At 72.8% G+C, this 18,271-nt stretch carries 14 protein-coding genes; 8 read left to right on the plus strand and 6 right to left on the minus strand.

What is annotated here, in order from left to right:
• From ACWENQ_RS11585 to ACWENQ_RS11600, 4 genes are all read right to left on the minus strand, one after another.
• Positions 1 to 2,614 (minus strand): DUF5682 family protein (locus ACWENQ_RS11585; RefSeq protein WP_452413983.1); only part of this gene is annotated, 2,614 nt, incomplete at its 3' end.
• A complete protein-coding gene (locus ACWENQ_RS11590) occupies positions 2,611 to 3,678 on the minus strand; it encodes an AAA family ATPase (RefSeq protein ID WP_354907393.1) in 1,068 nt (355 codons plus the stop codon). The genes ACWENQ_RS11585 and ACWENQ_RS11590, both read right to left, overlap by 4 nt.
• On the minus strand, positions 3,675 to 4,997 hold the full coding sequence (locus ACWENQ_RS11595) for a DUF5691 domain-containing protein (protein ID WP_452413985.1): 1,323 nt from the start codon (positions 4,995 to 4,997) through the stop codon (positions 3,675 to 3,677). The genes ACWENQ_RS11590 and ACWENQ_RS11595 overlap by 4 nt, the downstream gene beginning before the upstream one ends.
• Entirely contained in the window at positions 4,994 to 5,896 is a 903-nt protein-coding gene (locus tag ACWENQ_RS11600; protein ID WP_452413986.1) for a hypothetical protein, read from the minus strand. Before ACWENQ_RS11600 ends, ACWENQ_RS11595 begins: the two co-directional genes overlap by 4 nt.
• 58 nt (positions 5,897 to 5,954) lie before the next feature.
• Between ACWENQ_RS11600 and ACWENQ_RS11605 the strand changes: the two genes are divergently transcribed.
• From ACWENQ_RS11605 to ACWENQ_RS11625, 5 genes are all read left to right on the plus strand, one after another.
• Entirely contained in the window at positions 5,955 to 9,203 is a 3,249-nt protein-coding gene (locus ACWENQ_RS11605; protein WP_452413988.1) for an NACHT domain-containing protein, read from the plus strand.
• Between the two features lie 9 nt (positions 9,204 to 9,212).
• A complete protein-coding gene (locus ACWENQ_RS11610; RefSeq protein ID WP_449927205.1) occupies positions 9,213 to 9,758 on the plus strand; it encodes a cupin domain-containing protein in 546 nt (181 codons plus the stop codon).
• Between the two features lie 69 nt (positions 9,759 to 9,827).
• Positions 9,828 to 11,360 (plus strand): aldehyde dehydrogenase family protein, encoded by a 1,533-nt coding sequence (locus tag ACWENQ_RS11615; protein ID WP_449927202.1) that lies wholly within the window; start codon positions 9,828 to 9,830, stop codon positions 11,358 to 11,360.
• A gap of 116 nt (positions 11,361 to 11,476) precedes the next feature.
• Positions 11,477 to 13,489 carry a CehA/McbA family metallohydrolase gene (locus ACWENQ_RS11620; protein WP_449927199.1) on the plus strand — a complete coding sequence of 671 codons (2,013 nt, stop codon included), beginning with the start codon at positions 11,477 to 11,479 and terminating at the stop codon, positions 13,487 to 13,489.
• Positions 13,490 to 13,543: 54 nt separating this feature from the next.
• Entirely contained in the window at positions 13,544 to 14,488 is a 945-nt protein-coding gene (locus tag ACWENQ_RS11625; protein WP_452413990.1) for a hypothetical protein, read from the plus strand.
• Positions 14,489 to 14,566: 78 nt separating this feature from the next.
• Here ACWENQ_RS11625 and ACWENQ_RS11630 read toward each other — a convergent pair whose 3' ends face one another.
• Positions 14,567 to 15,181 (minus strand): TetR/AcrR family transcriptional regulator, encoded by a 615-nt coding sequence (locus ACWENQ_RS11630; protein WP_449927193.1) that lies wholly within the window; start codon positions 15,179 to 15,181, stop codon positions 14,567 to 14,569.
• Positions 15,182 to 15,276: 95 nt separating this feature from the next.
• Between ACWENQ_RS11630 and ACWENQ_RS11635 the strand changes: the two genes are divergently transcribed.
• Together ACWENQ_RS11635 and ACWENQ_RS11640 are read left to right on the plus strand one after the other, a co-directional pair.
• A complete protein-coding gene (locus ACWENQ_RS11635; RefSeq protein ID WP_449927191.1) occupies positions 15,277 to 16,218 on the plus strand; it encodes a MerR family transcriptional regulator in 942 nt (313 codons plus the stop codon).
• Between the two features lie 228 nt (positions 16,219 to 16,446).
• Positions 16,447 to 17,148: a helix-turn-helix domain-containing protein gene (locus ACWENQ_RS11640; protein ID WP_449927188.1), complete on the plus strand. Its 702-nt coding sequence runs from the start codon at positions 16,447 to 16,449 to the stop codon at positions 17,146 to 17,148.
• A gap of 38 nt (positions 17,149 to 17,186) precedes the next feature.
• Here ACWENQ_RS11640 and ACWENQ_RS11645 read toward each other — a convergent pair whose 3' ends face one another.
• Positions 17,187 to 17,339 (minus strand): hypothetical protein, encoded by a 153-nt coding sequence (locus ACWENQ_RS11645; RefSeq protein ID WP_449927185.1) that lies wholly within the window; start codon positions 17,337 to 17,339, stop codon positions 17,187 to 17,189.
• Here ACWENQ_RS11645 and ACWENQ_RS11650 point away from each other — a divergent pair, their 5' ends adjacent.
• Positions 17,340 to 17,885 carry a dihydrofolate reductase family protein gene (locus ACWENQ_RS11650; protein ID WP_452413992.1) on the plus strand — a complete coding sequence of 182 codons (546 nt, stop codon included), beginning with the start codon at positions 17,340 to 17,342 and terminating at the stop codon, positions 17,883 to 17,885.
• Positions 17,886 to 18,271: the final 386 nt, after the last annotated feature.

Below are 18,271 nucleotides of genomic sequence, written 5' to 3' on the forward strand. Positions count from 1 at the left end.
GTGAGGGCCGGTCAGATGAGAGCCGGTCAGACCGGAAATGCTCGCCTGCGGATCGGTCGGATGAGAGCCGGTCAGGTGAGGGCCTGTCAGACCCGAAATGCTCGCCTGCGGATCGATCGGGTGAGGGCCGGTCAGATGAGAGCCGGTCAGACCGGAAATGCTCGCCTGCGGATCGGTCGGATGAGAGCCGGTCAGGTGAGGGCCTGTCAGACCCGAGATGCTCGCGTGCGGATCGCTCGGGCACCGGTGAACCGGATGAAGGCGACGCCGACGCCGGCCGATCTGAAACCGGCTGTTCTCGGCCGGGCAGGGCAGCTGCGGGCTCGACAGGGGTGGGTCTGTCGTCGAACGCCCCGCGGGGGGCAGGTGGAGCTCCGCCGGGCAGGGCAGCCGTGGGTTCGGGAGGGGTGAGCCTGTCGTCGAGCGCCCGATGGGGGGCAGGTCGGGTGCCGCGGGGTTGCTCATCGGCGGGTCCTGCAGGCACGGCTGTCTCGGGAGCAGGTGCGGCAGCGGTCGGGCGGGCGGGGGTCGTGGAGGGGGCGAGGGTTGGGTCGGGGGGCCTGGAGGGGTCGGGGGCCTTGGAGAACCCGGGGACCGTGGAGAATCCGGGGGTCGCGGAGGGCGGCGGGGTCATGGAAGGGCCGGAGGCCGGGGCGAAAGAGGTCGGGGAGGGGGCGGAGGCCGGGGAGGGGGCGGGGGTGAGGAGGGTGGCGGCGGTGTGGACGGCGTCGATGTGGGTGACCAGGGCCGCCGCCGACTCGTCGCTCAGTCCCGTCACCGCCGCCGGCAGTCCCGCGCAGATCCGGTCCAGCATCGACTCGGCCACCGCCGCCAGCCCAGCCGCCGAGGTTCCGCGCACGTCGCCGTACCGGTGGGCGCGGGCCATCGCGGGCAGGGCGGCCATGAGGTGGGTGAGGTCGGCGTCCAGCGCCGCCTTCGCCGACAGCGCCGCCAGCACGTCGGGCAGCGCCTCCCACAGGTCCGCCAGCAGGCACCGCTCCACCAGCAGCGTCAGTCCGGCCAACCCGGCCGGATCCGCCTGCCTGGTGAGCCCCGCCCTCCCGCCCGGAGAGACCCGTCCTCCCGGAGACGCCGGCCCTGCCGGAGAGACCCGTCCTCCCGGAGACGCCGGCCCTGCCGGAGAGACCCGTCCACCCGGAGACGCCGATCCACCCGGAGAGACGCCTCCCGGAGACGCCGGACCGGCCGCGTGCGGCGGGATGGTCACGGTTGCGGAACCATCCAGCCCCGCACCGTCCCGTCCCCCGTCGCCCGCCTCGGCGGCGAGGTCGCGGGCGTGGCGGGTGGCGGCCGACTCCACGCTGGTGCCGAGCGCGGCCGCCTCGATGAGCGTCAGGTCGAACTCCGGGCGCCAGGCCAGCCGCCACACCTCTCTGAACGTCCCCTTCCCCCGTGTCTCGGCCGGCCGGCCCCACTCCACGCCGAGCAGCCGCAGCCGGTGCAGCAGGTGGCTGCGCGCGAGGTCGAGCGGCCTGCGCAGGTCGAGGTCGAGCTCCCGCTCCCCCGGCTCGGCATTGAGCCGCACCTTCCTGCGCTGTTCGCGCAGGTCGCGCTGGAGCGGCACCATCGGGGTGCGCTCGCTCACCGTCCCGAGGCGGTCGCTGACCACCATGCGTCGCTGGACCAGCTCGACCAGGAGTTCGTCGCCGTCGCACAGCACGGCCCGCACCGCGTCCGTCACCTCGCCGAGCCCGGCGAGCGGCCGGCCGCGCAGCGCGGCGAGCCCTTCGGCCAGCCGTACCGCCTCGATGACGTGGGCGGAGGAGACGGTCCTGCCCTCTTCGCGCAGGACGTCCGCCGCGGCGGTGAGCCAGCGTTCGACGGGCCGGTCGGGGACGGTGAACAGGTGGTGGTACCAGCCGGGCGAGGTGATGCCCGCGCCGTAGCCGCTCCACGAGGCGAGCCTGCCGTACGTCCACGGGACCCAGGTCAGTTCGGCCTTCACCTTCGGCAGCCCGCGCAGCAGCGCGTTGTCGGCGGTCGCGGACGGCAGCCGGCCGGTCAGGGCGGGGACGTGCCAGGCGCCGCAGACGACCGCGACGCGCTCGAAGCCCTCCTTGATCGCCGCGCGCAGGGATCGGCGCATGTGGGCCTCGCGGCGGGCCTCCCGCTCGCCGGGCCGGTGTCCCTCGCGGACGGCGGTCATGGCCTCGGCGATCGCTTGGAAGGGCGTGTCGCCGCGATGCTCGACGGCGTCCTCCCACCAGCGTTCGGGATCGTCGTAGCCGGCGGCGGCGGCCAGCTCGCCGAGCGGGTCGGTGTGCGCGTCGGTGCCGGGCGCGGCCAGGGTGTGGGCGGCCGGCAGGTCGATGAAGCGGACCGGGATCCCGGCCGCCGTGCCGTACAGGATGGCCTGCCATTCGGGGGAGAACACCGCGAAGGGCCAGAAGACGGCCCTGTCGCCCGCGTGCGCGAGCAGCGCCACGGGCGGCTCCATCTCGGGCGCCAGGGAGACCAGGGCGTCGGCCTCCGGCGGGCCCTCGATGAGGATCGCATCGGGCTCGAGCCTGCGCAGCTCCTCTCGTACGGCACGCGCCGAGCCGGGGCCGTGGTGGCGGATCCCGAGCACCGAGACGGTCGCGGAGACGGTCACGGCACCTCCCGGCAGGCGCGGTAGAAGTCTCGCCAGTCGTCGCGTTCGCGGACCACGGTCTCGAGGTATTCGCGCCACACCACCTGGTCGGACACCGGCTCGCGCACGACCGCGCCGACGATGCCCGCCGCCACGTCGGCGGCGCGCACGACGCCGTCGCCGAAGTGGGCGGCCAGCGCGATGCCGCTGGTCAGCACCGAGATGGCCTCGGCGGTGGACAGGGTGCCGCTGGGCGACTTGAGCTTGGTGCGCCCGTCGTGGGTGACGCCTTCGCGCAGCTCGCGGAAGATGGTCACGACCCGGCGGATCTCGGTGAGGTCGGCGGCGGTCTCCGGGAGTTCGAGCGAGCGGCCGAGCTCGGCGACGCGGCGGGTGACGATGGCGACCTCCTCCTCCGCGCTGGCGGGCACGGGCAGGACGACGGTGTTGAAGCGCCGCCGCAGCGCGCTGGACAGCTCGTTGACGCCCCGGTCGCGGTCGTTGGCGGTGGCGATGAGGTTGAAGCCGCGCCTGGCCTGGATCTCCTGGTTGAGCTCGGGAATGGGCAGCGTCTTCTCCGACAGCACGGTGATCAGCGCGTCCTGGACGTCGGACGGCATCCGGGTGAGCTCCTCGACCCTGGCGATCCTGCCCTCGGCCATCGCTCGCATGATCGGTGAGGGGGTGAGCGCGTCGCGCGAGGGGCCCTCGGCCAGCAGCCTGGCGTAGTTCCAGCCGTAGCGGATCGCCTCTTCGGCGGTGCCGGCCGTGCCCTGCACGAGGAGCGTGGAGTCGCCGCTGATGGCGGCGGCCAGGTGCTCGGATAGCCACGTCTTGGCGGTGCCGGGCACGCCGAGCAGCAGCAGCGCCCGGTCGGTGGCCAGGGTGGCGACGGCGACCTCGACGATGCGGCGCCGGCCGATGTACTTGGGCGTGATGCGGTCGCCGTCGCCCAGCAGGTAGGTGGTGACCGCCCACGGCGACAGCCGCCAGCCGGGCGGCCTGGCCCTGTCGTCCTCCTTGGCCAGCAGCGCCAGCTCCTCGGCGTAGTGGTCTTCGGCGTGCGGTCGCAGAACGGTCGTCACGTGAGCTCCTTCATCATCGCGGCGCGGAATCCCAGCAGGCCGGAGACCTCGCTCAACCCGTCGGCCAGGAAGCGGTCGGCGGGGTCGATCCGCTCGCCTGCCATCCTGGCCAGCTCGTCGAGGTTCCACGGCTGGGTGGCGGCCACCTTTCTGATCTTGGTGAGGACGGCGTGCGTCAGCCCACGCCCCCAGGGCGCCGAGGCGCCGCCCAACACCATGATCATCTGGCCGTCGACGCCGTGCCGCCGCACGAAGTCGGCGGCCACCTCGTCCTGGTCGCCGGGCGGCAGCACGGCCAGCAGGTCGGCCAGCGGATCCCACGCGAACAGCGCCCTGGCCCACACCGGGTCCCGTTGCAGCACGGTGGCCCGCACCCAGCCGGAGCGCACCTCCCGGTCCCACGCGGGGATGGTCATCCTGAGCATCGCCGGGTCCCACATCCGCAGCGGCGCCCTGGAGACGACCTGCTGCAGCCACCAGGCCCGCTCGCCGGTGCCCCGGGGCGGTCTGGCCCTGACGCCGTCGCGCTCCATGCCCGGGTCGCACGCGGCGGGCGGCTCTACGACGATCCTGCCCTCCCGTACGGCCAGGCAGCGGGCGGCGCGCTCGGCCATCCTGGCCGCGAGCCGGGAGCCGGGCAGCCTGGTGAGCAGGTCGGCGGCCTGCTGGCGCACCTCCCTGCGCCGGTCGTCGAGCACGCTCTCGAGGAACGGCTCGTCGGCCATCGACAGCCCCTCGCCCAGCACGGTCAGGAACTCAGCCCGGTCGTCGGGCGTCTCCTTCTCCCACGCCTCCTCCAGCAGCCGCCTGGCCGCCGCGGGATCGCGTGCGCGCAGCTCCCCGAGGTAGGCCATGCGGTCGCCGTGACCGCCGAGCTCCCAGCTCTCGCCCGTCGGCTCGGCCAGCAGGTAGGACCACGCGGGGTTGAGCCCGGCCAGCCACCTGCCGCGCCGTCCCGCCAGGACCCCCAGCGACGGCCTGATCGACCGGTCTCGCGCGCCCTTGTCGAGGAGTTCGGGCAGCAGCCGGGGCGGCACCCTGCGCCCGGTCGCCGCCGCCACGGCCAGCCACTCGGGCAGCAGGCGCGGCTGCTCGCCGGCCAGGATCCTGGCCAGGCGCGCGGCGGCCGCCGCGCCGACCTGTTCCTGGTCCTCCTCGGGCGCGGGCACGGACGCGGGGCCCTCCGGAGGTTCCGGCAGCCGGCCCGCCCTGCGCCGGACCAGCTCGGCGGCGGCGTCGGCCAGCAGGTCGCCGGGGTACGGCCGGCGGTCGGTGCCGACCAGCGCGGCCGACACCAGCTCCTCCCACGCCTCGCTCACAGGATCACCGCCTGCCCCTGCTCGTCCCAGGCGGTCAGCGGCACCAGGCCGCGCGGGGTCCATTCGGCGGCCACGGTCAGCGGCCGGCCGCCCGACACGGCGATCAGCCGCCACGGCGTCTCCAGCCTGGGGTGCAGGCGCAGCCCGCCGAGCCGGCCCGCCGAAGGGACGACGCCCGCCAGGACCAGCGGCCACGACTCGGTCCACGGATCGCCGGCCAGCGCCGCCGCCACCTGCTCGAGCGCCTCCCGCTCGGTCGTGCCGGGCGGGGGCGACGGCGGGCGGGGGCCGTCGTGCCGGGCCGACACCAGCGCCCGCAGCGGGGCGGCGCCCGGGTAGAAGGCCAGGCAGGCGTCGACCACGTCGCCGGTGGCCAGGGAGTCGTCGAGCGCGTGACCCACCGGCGCGAACGTCAGCACCAGCGCCGCCCGCCCCGTGGCCCGGCCCTTCAGCCAGACCCGCCGCGCCACCAGCCGGTCGCGCGTCTCGTCGCGCCTGCCGACCACGTGCCACAGGTCGCGTACGCCCGGCCCGGCCAGCACCTCCTCGCGCGGGATCGGGAAGCCCACCCTGGTGCGGACCGTCCTGGCCAGGTCGCCGGGCAGCTCGCCGGACCTGCGATAGCCGACGGCCAGCAGGTGGAGCAGCGCGTACTCCTCCAGCAGCCGCTCCGGCCAGCCGGCCGCGGCCCTGATCCCGCCAAGCCTCCCCACGGCGCCCGCCACGCCCGGCGCCTGGGCGTCGACCAGCCGCCTGGCCAGCTCCGCCCACTCACGCTCGCCCGCGCCGGCCAGACCGTGGCGCACCTGGTCGGCCAGCCACCGCTCCAGCTCCGACAGCCCGGCCGCCACCCGCGTGTGGCGCGCGCCGGTGGCGGCGTGGCTCGACCGTTCGTTCACCTGCCGCACCCTAGCGACCCCCTCCGACAATTCCGCCACGGATGCGATGATGATCGCCATGTCAGGCGTCGAGTCGGCGGTGATCGCCGCGGGAAAGGCCATCGCGGAGCGGGCGGTGCGCGAGTGGCTGTCCGCCCGTGGCGCCAGGGAGCAGCGTGCCTCGGAGCTGAAGGAGCTCGTGCAGAGCGCGTTCAGGGACCGGATCCTGCGCAGGCGGTTCGACAACCAGGTGGAGGGCATCGCCCTCGCGGTCGAGGACCGGCTGAGGGCTCTGGTCGAGCAGGAGTTCCGCGGCCTGGAGGACCACGACCGCGCCGCGGTGCTGATGGAGGTCGTGGACGGGTTGCGCCGGGCCGACCTGTCCGACGCGGCCGTGCTCGGCGCGGACGGCGACGCCGTACGGCTGGCGGAGCGGGTGCGCGCCGCGCTGCCTCCGCCGAGGCTCGGCGAGGCGCAGGACCGGCTGTACGAGGTGCTGCTGGCCGAGTCGCTGGAGTGCCTGGTCAGGATGATCCAGCAGCTGCCGCAGTTCCTGCCCAGGGCCGCGGCCGAGACCCTGTCCCGGCTGTCGGGCCTGGCCGAGCAGGTGGAGCGGCTGCTGGCGCGCATGCCGGTCCGCACGCTCGAAGCGCCCGAGGGGCGCCAGGACGACGCCGCGTTCGAGCGCCGCTACCTCGACCACGTCAGCCGGGTGCTGGACCAGGTGGAGCTGTTCGGGGTGCGCGTGGAGAGCTTCCGGCCGCGCACCTCGCTCAGCGTCGCCTACATCAGCCTCAGCGTCTCCACGGCCGAGCCGGGGAAGGCCGCGGCCCCGCCGCCGCTCGCCTCGCTGACCGGACGGCACGAGCCCGACCCCGCGACGCTCCGGATCGAGGCGGCGCTCGGCAGGTCGCGGCTGACGCTGCTGCGCGGGGAGGCGGGTTCGGGCAAGAGCACGCTGCTGCGCTGGCTGGCGGTGACGGCGGCGCGCGGCGCCTTCTCCGGCGAGCTGGCCGGGTGGAACGGCTGCGTCCCGCTGATGGTCAAGCTGCGCAGCCACGCCGACGGCCGCCTGCCCGGCCCGGACGCCGTCCTCGACGACGTCGCCCAGGAGATCGCGGGTCTCGCGCCGCGCGCCTGGGCCGAGCGGGTGCTGCTGTCGGGGCGGGGCCTGCTGCTGGTCGACGGGGTCGACGAGCTGCTGGTACGGCACCGCCCCGCCGTACGGCAGTGGCTGTCGAGGATGCTGGCCGCCTACCCGGGCACCAGGGTCGTGGTGACCTCCAGGCCGGCCGCCGCGGAGGGCAGGTGGCTGGCCGACGAGGGCTTCGCCGCCTGCCAGCTCGAACCGATGACGCCCGGCGACCTGCGGGAGCTGGTCCGGCAGTGGCATCTGGCGATGCGCGACTGCCCGAGCCTGCCGTGCGAGCCCGACGAGCTCGACGGGTACGAGGGCGCGCTGCTGGCCCGTCTGGAGAGCAACGCCCACCTGCGCGTGCTGGCCACCACCCCGCTGCTGGCCGGCATGCTGTGCGCGCTCAACCTGGACCGGCGCAAGCAGCTGCCGCGCAGCCGGATGGGCCTGTACGACGCGGTGCTCGGGATGCTGCTCGAACGCCGTGACGCCGAGCGCGGCATCACCGACGACATCGTGCTCGACCCTGAGCAGAAGGTGTGGATCCTGCGGGACCTGGCCTGGCGGCTGGTGTCGATGGGGCGTTCGGAGCTGTCGAAGGCCACGGCGCTGAAGCGGGTGGGGCAGCGGCTGGGCTCCATGACGCGGATGCCGTACCGGGCCGAGGAGGTGGTCGAGCATCTGCTGCGCAGGAGCGGCGTGCTGCGCGAGCCGGTGCCGGGACGGATCGACTTCGCGCACAAGACGGTCCAGGAGTACCTGGCGGCCGGCCAGCTCGCCGACGACGAGGACGTGGAGGCGGCGGTCGAGCGCGCCCACCTCGACCAGTGGCGCGAGGTCGTGATCATGGCGGCCGGGCACGCGACCGGCCGGCTGCGCCACGAGCTGCTGGCCGGGTTGCTCGACCGGGCGGCGCGCGAGCCCCGGCACGCCAGGCGGCTGCGGCTGCTGGTCGCCTCGTGCCTGGAGACCATCCAGGAGATCCCGGTGGAGCTGCGTGACAGGGTCGAGGAGTGCCTGGCCGCGGTGATCCCGCCGCGGAACGAGGACGAGGCGCGGATGCTCGCCGCGGCGGGCGAGGAGATCCTCCGGCGCCTGCCCCGGCCCCTGGAGGGCGTGCCGGACCGGGCCGCCGCGATGGCGGTCAGGACGGCGTGGCTGGTCAACGGCCCGGCGTCGCTGGACCTGCTGGCCGCCTACGCGCCCGACGGCCGCGACTGCGTCAACGAGGCCCTCCAGGAAGGCTGGCGGTTCTACGACCCCGAGGAGTACGCGCGCAGGGTACTGGCGCTGGCCCCCCGGTTGTGGCTGGGGGTCATCGGCGATCCGTGGCTGTTGCCCGGCCTGAGACATCTGGACGTGCAGGACAGCCTGCTGATCACGGCGCCGGTCACGGATCTGGGCTTCCTCGACGGCCTGCGGGAGCTGCGGAGCCTGCAGCTCTACGAGCTGGGCACGGCCGAGCTCGACCCGTTGCGCCGGCTGCCGCTGCTGGAGTCCCTCTTCCTCTTCTTCGAGGGCCTGCCGGCCGTCGACTTCGGCGCCTTCCCCGAGCTGGGCTCGCTGCGGGAGCTGTCGCTGTGGGGGACGGTGAGCGCCGACGGCCTCGGATTCCTCGACCGTTTCGCCGGGTTGCGCAAGCTCGGGCTCGAGGTGCCGGACGGCGGCCTGTCGTCGCTGAGCAGAGCGCTGGAGGCCCTGGCGCTCGACTGCCGCGGCCAGGCGTTCGACCCGCGGTCACTGGCCGGGGTCACCGGGCTGACCACCCTGCTGATCGAGGGCGCCGCGGACATCGCCGGCAGCGTGGCCGAGATCGCCGCGCTCTTCCCCGGCCTGCAGCAGCTCGGCCTGACGGGCACCGCGGGACCCGCCGGCCTCGACGCGCTGGAGCGGCTGCCGCTGTCGTGGCTGGAACTGGGCGGCCCCTGGGTCACCGACCTGGACTGGCTCCCGGACGGACCCAGCGACCTCACGGTCCTGCGGCTCATCGGCACCGCCGTGGCCGACCTGAGGCCACTGGCCGGGACGGACCGGCTGACGCTCCTCTACCTCGAACGCTGCGACCAGGTGAAGGACCTCAGCCCGCTCGCGCGGCTGACCGGGCTGGAGACCCTCCACCTGCGCGACATGCCCGACACCCTCGACCTCGCGCCGCTGGCCGGCCTGGACCACCTGACCGTGCACCGGACCTAGACTCGCCCCATGGAGCTGATGATCTATCCGGACGGCCCCGTCACCGAGGTCGCCGACGAGGCGGAGGCGCTGGCCAGCGGCCTGGAAGGCCAGCTCGTCCTCGACCGCACGCGCTTCCTGCGCCGCGACGTCAGGGGCGACGCCGTCGCCTTCGTCCAGCGCCCGCCGATCGCCGCGGCGCTCGACCTGCTCCCCCACCCCGAGGGCGGCTGGTACCGGCAGACCTGGAAGAGCGCCGTCACCTTCGAACCCGAGGGCTACGACGGGCCGCGGGCCAGCGCGACCGGCATCTACTTCCTCCTCCAGCCGGGCGAGGAGTCGGTGCCGCACATGGTCAGGTCCGACGAGATCTGGCTGTGGCACCGGGGCGGCCCGCTCGCCCTGACCATCGGCGACGAGCAGGTCCTGCTCGGCCCGGCCGTCGAGGAGGGACAAGTCCCGCAGGCCAGGGTGCCCGCCGGGGTGTGGCAGGCCGCGCGTCCCGCGGGTGACGAGGAGGTGCTGGTGAGCTGCGTCGTCTCCCCCGGATTCGAGTTCGCGGATTTCACCGCCTGAAGGCGGTGTTTCCCGCAAGTCGTGCGGAATGATTGGCTTGCGGCAGGAAGAACCACAAGGAGGTCACCGGTGACCCGTCAGATCGTCTCCGTCGTCGGCGGCAAGGAAGCCGCCGCCACCACCACCTACGACTCGACGAACCCCGCCGACACCGCCCAGGTCGTCGCGCGCGTGGGCCTCGCGGACGCGGCCGCCTTCGCCGCGGCCTGCCGTACCGCCAAGGAGGCGCAGCGGGAGTGGGCGCGCACGCCGGCGCCGGTCCGCGGCAGGGTGATCGCCTCGATCGGCCGGCTGGTCGAGGCGAACGCCGAGGCGCTGGCCAGGCTGGTGACCGAGGAGATCGGCAAGCCGTACGCGGAGTCTCTCGGCGAGGTGCGCGAGATCGTCGACACCTGCGACTTCTTCCTCGGCGAGGGCCGCAGGCTGTACGGCCAGACCGTGCCGTCGGAGATGCCGGACAAGAACCTGTTCACCTTCCGCAACCCCGTCGGCGTGGCCGCGGTGATCACCGCCGGCAACTTCCCGGTGGCGGTGCCGAGCTGGTACCTGGTGCCCGCGCTGCTGTGCGGCAACGCCGTGGTGTGGAAGCCCGCCGAGTACGCCGCGGCGTCGGCGCACGCGATGTACCAGCTGTTCGCCGCCTCGGGCCTGCCCGACGGCGTGCTCAACGTGGTCTTCGCCGACGGCCGGGAGACCTTCGAGGGGCTGGAGACGGCTCTGGGCGAAGGCACGGTGCAGAAGGTCGGCTTCACCGGCTCCTCCGAGGTCGGCAGGAAGATCGGCGAGCTGTGCGGCCGTCACCTGCAGTCGCCCTGCCTGGAGCTCGGCGGCAAGAACCCCATGGTGATCATGCCGGACGCCGACCTCGACCTGGCCGTCGAGGGCGCGCTGTTCGCCGGCTTCGGTACGGCGGGCCAGCGCTGCACCAGCCTCGGCACCGCCATCGTGCACGAGTCGGTGCACGACGAGTTCGTCGAGCGCTTCGCCAGGGCGCTGGCGACGGCCGAGATCGGCGACCCGAAGGGCGAGGTGCTCGCCGGGCCGCTGCTGGACGGCAAGTTCGCCGACCGGTTCGAGGAGTTCCTGACCTGGGTGCAGCCGCACCACACGGTGCTCACCCCGCAGGGCAGGATCAGCGCCGCCAACCCGCGCGGCTCCTTCACCGGCGACGGCGGCATCTACTACCACCCGACGATCGTCGACGGGGTCAGGCCGGGCGACCGGCTGTTCATGGAGGAGACCTTCGGCCCGATCGTCGGCGTCACCACCTTCAGCACCCTCGACGAGGCGATCGAGCTGGCCAACCTGCCCGGTTACGGCCTGTCCTCCTCGATCTACACCACCGACCCGCGCAGCGCCTTCCGCTTCCGCGAGGGCATCTCGGCGGGCATGGTCAGCGTCAACAACTCCACCAGCGGCGCCGAGGCGCACCTGCCGTTCGGCGGCAACGGCAAGTCCGGCAACGGCAGCCGCCAGTCCGGGATGTGGGTGCTCGACCAGTTCACCCGCTGGCAGGCGATGAACTGGGACCACTCGGGACGGCTGCAGAAGGCCCAGATGGACGTCGCCGAGATCACCCCGGACCTGGAGTTCCGTATCTGAGTTGATCTGGGTCGAAGCTGCGTCAACCCGGGTGTGGAAAAACCACATCCGCTCCTCCGCAGGTCGGTGCCGGGCTGTGTCACGATGACGACGCCTGCGATTACGGGGAGAAACCGATGCGTGACGATCCGATGCTGCCCGCGCCTGTGGCCCGCATGCTGGAGGAGTACCGCCAGCTGCTCGCCGATCACGGAATGACATGGGGCGAACCCCCCATCGCCTATGTCAGGGTCATGAGCCAGTCGCGGTTCGTGGACGTCGGCCCCTTCTGGCGGGAGGCCCGGCGCCAGGCCAGGCAGCAGGCCCCCGGGGCCGGCCCCGCCGAGCTGCAGCGCCTGGAGTGCGAGCTCGACTACGACGAGGTGCTGCGCGGCGCGCTCGGCCCCGTCCCGCCGGAGGGGCTGGCCGTGCTGCGCCTCACACCCGACGGCCACGACCTGCGCGGCCGTACCCGGGCGGTGGTGGGCGGCACGCCGCTGCCGCTCACGCTACTGATCGACAGCGCCTGCGACCACGCGGCGTGGGTGACGGTCGGCGACCAGGAGTACGAGGTGCCCGCCAAGGGCGCGCGCCTGATCGAGCTCGACACGGCGGCCGACGTGCGCGTCGACGGCCGCGGCCTCGACCTGTCCGGCCTGACCAGGAGCGCGCCCAGGGCGGCGCTGCGGCTGCGGGCCGGCTTCCCGTGCCGGTGGAGCGTGTGGAACGCCGACGGCCAGGGCTGGTACCCGCCAGGGGTGCCGCCCAAGCGCGACTTCAACGGCGTGCCGTACTTCCACGGCGACGATCTGATGCTCTTCGTCCCGGCCGAGCCGCTGACGGTCAGGGTGACGCGGGGCATGGAGTACGGCTGGGCGGAGACCTCGCTCACCCCTCCCGAGCACATCGAGACGCTGGTCGAGCTGACCCCCAAGCGCATCTACGACGCCGCGGCCAGAGGCTGGTACGGCGGCGACCTGCACGTCCACCTCAACTACGTCGGCGACCTGGTGGCGCCGCCGCAGTGGGCGGCCGACTCCCAGCACGGCGAGGACCTCCACGTGCTGAGCCTGCTGGCCGCGAACGTCTCCGGCGAGCGGGTGCTGGACAAGGAGGCGCTGGAGCACTGGGCGGGCCAGGACCTGCCGTGGTCGGACGCCACCCACGTGGCCAGGATGGGGGTCGAGCACCGCAACGACCTGTTCGGCCACCTGCACGCCTTCGCGCCGGCGGCCCCGCCGTCGCTCTACGCCACCGGGTTCGCCGGCGCGCCCGACTGGCCGCCGACGACGGAGGCGCTGAGAGAGCTGCGCGAGCTGGGCGCGCTCGTCGGCTACGCGCACGCCTTCCGCGGGCCGACCGAGACCCCCGAGCAGCTGGTCGGCACGCCCGGCTGCACGGCCAGGATGGCGGTCGTCGACGCGGCGCTCGGCCTGGTCGACGGGTTCGAGCTGCTCCACTTCTCCTGCGCCACGGGGTCCGCGCGGGCCTACCGGCGGCTGATCGGCGCGGGCAACCGGCTGGCGGCCGTCGCCGGCACCGACTCGATGCTGACCTACACCAGGCAGCGCATGGAGATGGTGGCCAGCCCCGTCGGCTGGGAGCGCACCTACGCGCGGGTCGAGGGGCCGCTGACCGCGGACTCCTACGCCGACGCCGTACGGCGGGGCCGCACGTTCGCCACCACGGGGCCCTTCCTGGAACTGCTGGTCGACGGACAGGGGCCGGGCGAGACGCTGAACCTCACGCCGGGCCGGACGGTGCGGGTGACGGCCCGGGTGATCGGCCCTGAGGTGGAACGGCTGACCGTGCTGACCGCCGACGGGGAGCTGGCCTCGACGTCGGGCTCGGAGGTGAGCGCGGAGCTGGCCGTGCAGTGGCCGACGTACGTGGTGGCCGTGGCGGAAGGAGGCGCGCATCCCCGCTCGCTCTTCACGCACGTCTACGCGCACACGAGTCCGGTGTACCTCGACGTGGAACATCGGCGGGTGGCCAGGGAGGACGACGTCATGTTCTGCCTGCGGTGGATCGAGCTGCTCGAAGAACTCGTGAGAACGGCGGCCAGATTCGACGAGCAATGGCAGATGGACGATTACCTGAAGGCGATAGAAGAGGCGCGCCGCATTTATCGGGCCCGGCTGGCCATATAGCTTTTCGGCATAACGCAACAACACTCTGCGCATGCATCCGATAACGTTCCGTGCATGCCCTCTCCGGAACACGACACACTCAATCTGCTTTTTCGGTCCCGTCCGGCTTTCGCGGTGGAAATCCTGGCGGACCTTTTCGGAATGGAATCCCTCGACGGCGCCATGGCGCACGTCGCACCCGCGGATTTCAACGACAGGCTCTCGGTCGACTTCCAGGCCGACTCGGTGATCATCGCAGGGCCGCAGCACGACCCTGAGCACGGGATCGTGATCGAGATCCAGCAGGCGATCAACGAGGACAAGCGGGAAACCTGGCCGCGCTACGCCGCCGCCCTGTGGCTGCGGCTGCGCCGACCGGTCACCGTCCTGGCCGTCTGCCCCGACCCCAAGGTGGCCGCCTGGGCGGCCAAGCCCATCGCCACCGGCCTTCCCGGGTTCACCCTCACGCCGCGCGTTCTCGGGCCGGAGGCCATCCCGGCGGTCACCGACCTGTCCTGCGCGATCGAACGACCAGAGCTGGCAGCCATGTCAGTGATGGTCCACGGAGACAGACCGGACGTGGTCGAAGTCTTCCTCGCAGCACTGGAGAAGGTCGATCCCGAACACGCTCCGCAGTACTATGAATACGCATATCGTCTGGCCTCGCCGGCGACCAAGCGCCTCCTGGAGGAGATCATGACGTCCACCACCTGGCCCGTCTACAGCCCGTTCGCCAAGGAGCACTTCTACCGAGGCAAGGAAGTAGGCATGGAGGAGGGCAGGGCACAGGGCCGAGAGGAAGGCCGGGAAGAAGGCCGCGAAGAGGGCCGGGAAGTGGGCCGCGAGGAAGGCATGGCGCGGGGGGAAGCGCATTGTGTGCTCATGCTCCTCGAGCACCATGGCGTAGCCGTTTCCGAGGAGGTCCGTCAGCGCATCCTCAGCTGTAACGACCTGGAACAGCTCGCGCAATGGGTCCTGCGCGCGGGCGCCGTCACCACGACTGACGAGCTCTTCGGCTAATCACCTCCAACCACCTTCCACAGAGCCCATCGCTGTTTCCGGCGTTGGGCTCTTTGCTTTCCGGCAGTGTCGATTTGTTCAGCTCCCTGGAAGGATGTGTATTTCTCCGGGGAGGGAGTCGAGCCATCCGATGAGGGAGGCGCCCTGCCGTTCCATGATGCCGGGGTCGCGCAGGGCGTTGGCCAGCAGGGACATGCCCTGGTAGGCGCCCACCATCGTCAGGGCGAGGCCGTCGGGTTCGGGCAGCCCCAGGTCGCGGAACTGGCGTTCCACCCAGTCCAGGAGGAGCCGGATGACCCGCCCGGCCTCGACGTCCAGGCCGCCCTCGGCGCGCTTGTCCAGCTCGACGGCCAGCGTTCCGGTCGGGCAGCCGTAGCGGGCGGCGAGATCGCGCTGGCTGACCCATGCCGCCACCAGGCCCTTGAGCCGTTCCATGGGATCGGGAAGCTCGTCCAGCCGTCCGATGAGGATCCCCAGCTGCCGGGCGTGCTCGCCGAGCGCGGCCGCGACGAGTTCGTCCTTGGTCTTGAAGTAGTAGTACACGTTGCCGACCGGGACGTCGGCGGCTCGGGCGATGTCGGCGATGGTGGTCCGCTCGGCGCCCTGCTGATGCACGACCCGCGCGGCGGCCGCCATCAGCCGCTGCCGCTTGGCGCTCGCGGCCCGCACCCGGGAACCCTTCGAGTCAGTCACCTGACTCACTATAGGCGCCCGTGGCATGCCGCCAGTATGGGTGGACGAGACGGCGGACTTGAACCTCCAGCAGGGGGAGGCGCGAAGGTGAGGGCATGCACGACGACACGCTCTACTCGATCGGCGACCTGGCCCGGCGCACCGGGCTGACGGTCAAGACCGTCCGGTTCTACTCCGACCGGGGAATCGTGCCGCCCACTGACCGCAGCCCTGCCGGTCACCGTCTGTACGGCATCGACGCCGTCGCCCGCCTGGACCTCGTGCGCACGCTGCGCGACCTGGGGTTGGATCTGCCCACGATCCGCAGGGTCGTCGACCGGGAGGTCTCGCTTCCCGAGGTCGCCGCCATGCACGCCGAGGCGCTGGCGGTGCAGATCCGCACGCTACGGCTGCGGCGGGCGGTGCTGACGGCGGTGGCCAGGCGCGGCTCCACCCCGGAGGAGATGGATCTCATGCACAAGCTGGCCAAGCTGTCCGAGGACGAACGCCACGTCCTGATCGACGACTTCCTCGACACCGTCTTCGGCGGTCTGGAGGCCGCCGCGCCGGAGTTGGCGGGTGTCCGGCGCTCGATGACTCCCGAACTGCCCGACAACCCCGAGGCCGAGCAGGTGGAGGCGTGGGTGGAGTTGGCCGAGCTGTCCCAGGACCCGGGTTTCCGCGCCGGCATGCGCCGGATGGCCGAGGAACATGCGGCCGAGCGCGCCAACGCCGGCGGGCCGGGACCGCGCCGCGATCTCGCCGCTGTCGTCCGGGACCACATCGCGCCGGCCGTGGCGAGCGGCGTCGACCCGGCCTCCCCCGGCGCCGAGCCGATCGTCGGATCGCTCACGGCCCGCTACGCGCGCCTCCTCGGCCGGCCGGACGGGGCCGAGGTCGGGCGGCTGCTGCTGGCGCGGCTGGAGAGCATGAACGATCCTCGCCGGGAGCGATACTCGCGGCTTCTCGCGGTCGTCAACGGCTGGCCGGCGCCGGAAAGCCTGGCGCCGGTGTTCGGCTGGTGCATCCAGGCGCTGCGCGCCCGCGCGGAGCCGTAGCCGACCGCACTCCACAGGGTCGGCCTCCACCTCGATGCGCACCCGGACGAACGGGGAGCAGATCCACCTCGACGCGCGCCCGGACGAACGGCGAGCAGATCCACCTCGACGCGCGCCCGAACGAACGGCGAGCAGATCCACCTCGTGACGGGCGACGGCTTGGCGGGTTTCGTGCCACACTGCCTGCGCGGCGCCGACAGCATCAAGGGGCGAGGGGGAGTGACGCGGATGGGCTTGGCGGTCGAGAGCCGATCGTCCGACTCGCCGTACATCGAGCGGGTGTGGCGGAGCAGCAGCGACGACGTCGGCCGCATGACGTCGGTCGCGACGGCGCGCTTGGATCTGGTCTTCTGGGACCACCGCGGCCAGATCCACGTCGCGGTTCAGGGCCCGGAGTCGAAGGCGAGCACGGCCCCCGTTCCCGAGGACGCCACGTTCTTCGGGATCATCTTCTCGCTCGGCACGTCGATGCCCCATCTTCCGGTCGGCGGACTCGTCGACGGTTCGGTGGAGCTCCCCGATGCGACGCGTAGGTCGTTCCGGCTGAAGGGTTCCGCCTGGCGCCTTCCCGACTACGACAACGCCGAGGAGTTCGTCGGGCGGATGGCACGTGAGGGGGTCCTGGACCGTGACCCGATCGTCGCCGCAGTGCTTCGTGACGGGTCGCCGGAGGTGTCCGAGCGCACCGTCCAGCGGCGCTTCGTGGCGGCGACCGGGCTCACGCGCGGCGCCGTCCGGCAGATCGATCGGGCCAGGCGGGCGGCGGTCCTCATCCAGGAGGGCGTGCCGGCCCATGATGTGATCCACCGGCTCGGGTACTTCGACCAACCGCACCTGGCGCGGTCGCTGGCCCGCTATGTCGGGCGGACCGCCACGCAGTTGCGCGACCGGGACGCGCCGGAGCCGCTGTCGCTTCTGTACAAGACGTGAGCGCCGCTTCCGCCTAGTCTGCCGGTCGCGGGCCACCGTCAGAGGAGGATCGCGCGGCCGGCGTCTGCAGCCGCGACACGTGCGGCGAGCGTGCCTGCCGTACATGCGGCGTAGGTGCCTGCCGCGACATGTGCGGCGGTGCCTGCCGTGGCGCCCTCCTCGTCACCCACGACGACCGAGGAGCAGAGCATATGGGCAGGATCGTTTCGAACTTCTTCATTTCCCTGGACGGCGTGGTCGAGTCGCCGGACCAGTGGCACTTCCCGTACTGGAACGACGAGATGGGCGCCGCGGTCGAAGCGGGCATGCAGCGCGCGGCGGCGTTCCTGATGGGCCGCAGGCTGTACGAAGAGTGGTCCGCGTACTGGACGACGACGGACAACGACCAGGACGCCGCCGCGTTCTTCAACAACGTGCGCAAGTACGTCGTGTCGAACACCCTGGAGAAGGCGGACTGGAACAACACCACCGTCGTCTCCGGTGACGTGGTGGCCGCGCTGCGCGAGGTCAAGGAGCGGACGGACGGCGACATCCAGATGTCCGGCTCGGCGACGACCGTGCGGTGGCTGCTGGCCAACGGGTTGCTCGACGAGCTGAACCTGCTGGTCCACCCGATCGCCGTCGGCCATGGCCGGCGGCTGTTCGAGGACACCCCGACCCACCGGCTGAAGCTCACCAGGTCGGAGACGTTCACGACCGGCGTGCTCAACCTGGGCTACGTTCCGGACGCCGGCTGACTCGCCGGACGCCGTCATGGTGCGGCGCGCACGGGTCCATGCTCGGCCCCCGCCAGGCCGGGCCGAGCCGGGCGGGCCCGGGCCGAACCGGCCGGGACGGGCCGAGGCCGGGGCTGGGATGGGCCGTAGCTGGGACGGGCCGGGGCTGGGGCTGAGGCTAGGCCGGGACGGGCCGAGGCCGGGGCTGGGATGGGCCGTAGCTGGGACGGGCCGGGGCTGGGGCTGAGGCTAGGCCGGGGCTGGGGCCGGGACGGGCCGAGGCCGGGGCTGGGATGGGCTGGGGCTGGGGCTGGGCATGAGGAAAGCCCACCGCTGCCGGAACAGCGGTGGGCTTCTTCATGCTCGACGAACCGGCGCACCGATGCGCGCGGCCGGTCCGAGCCGGA

Source organism: Nonomuraea sp. NPDC004354 (assembly GCF_053602555.1).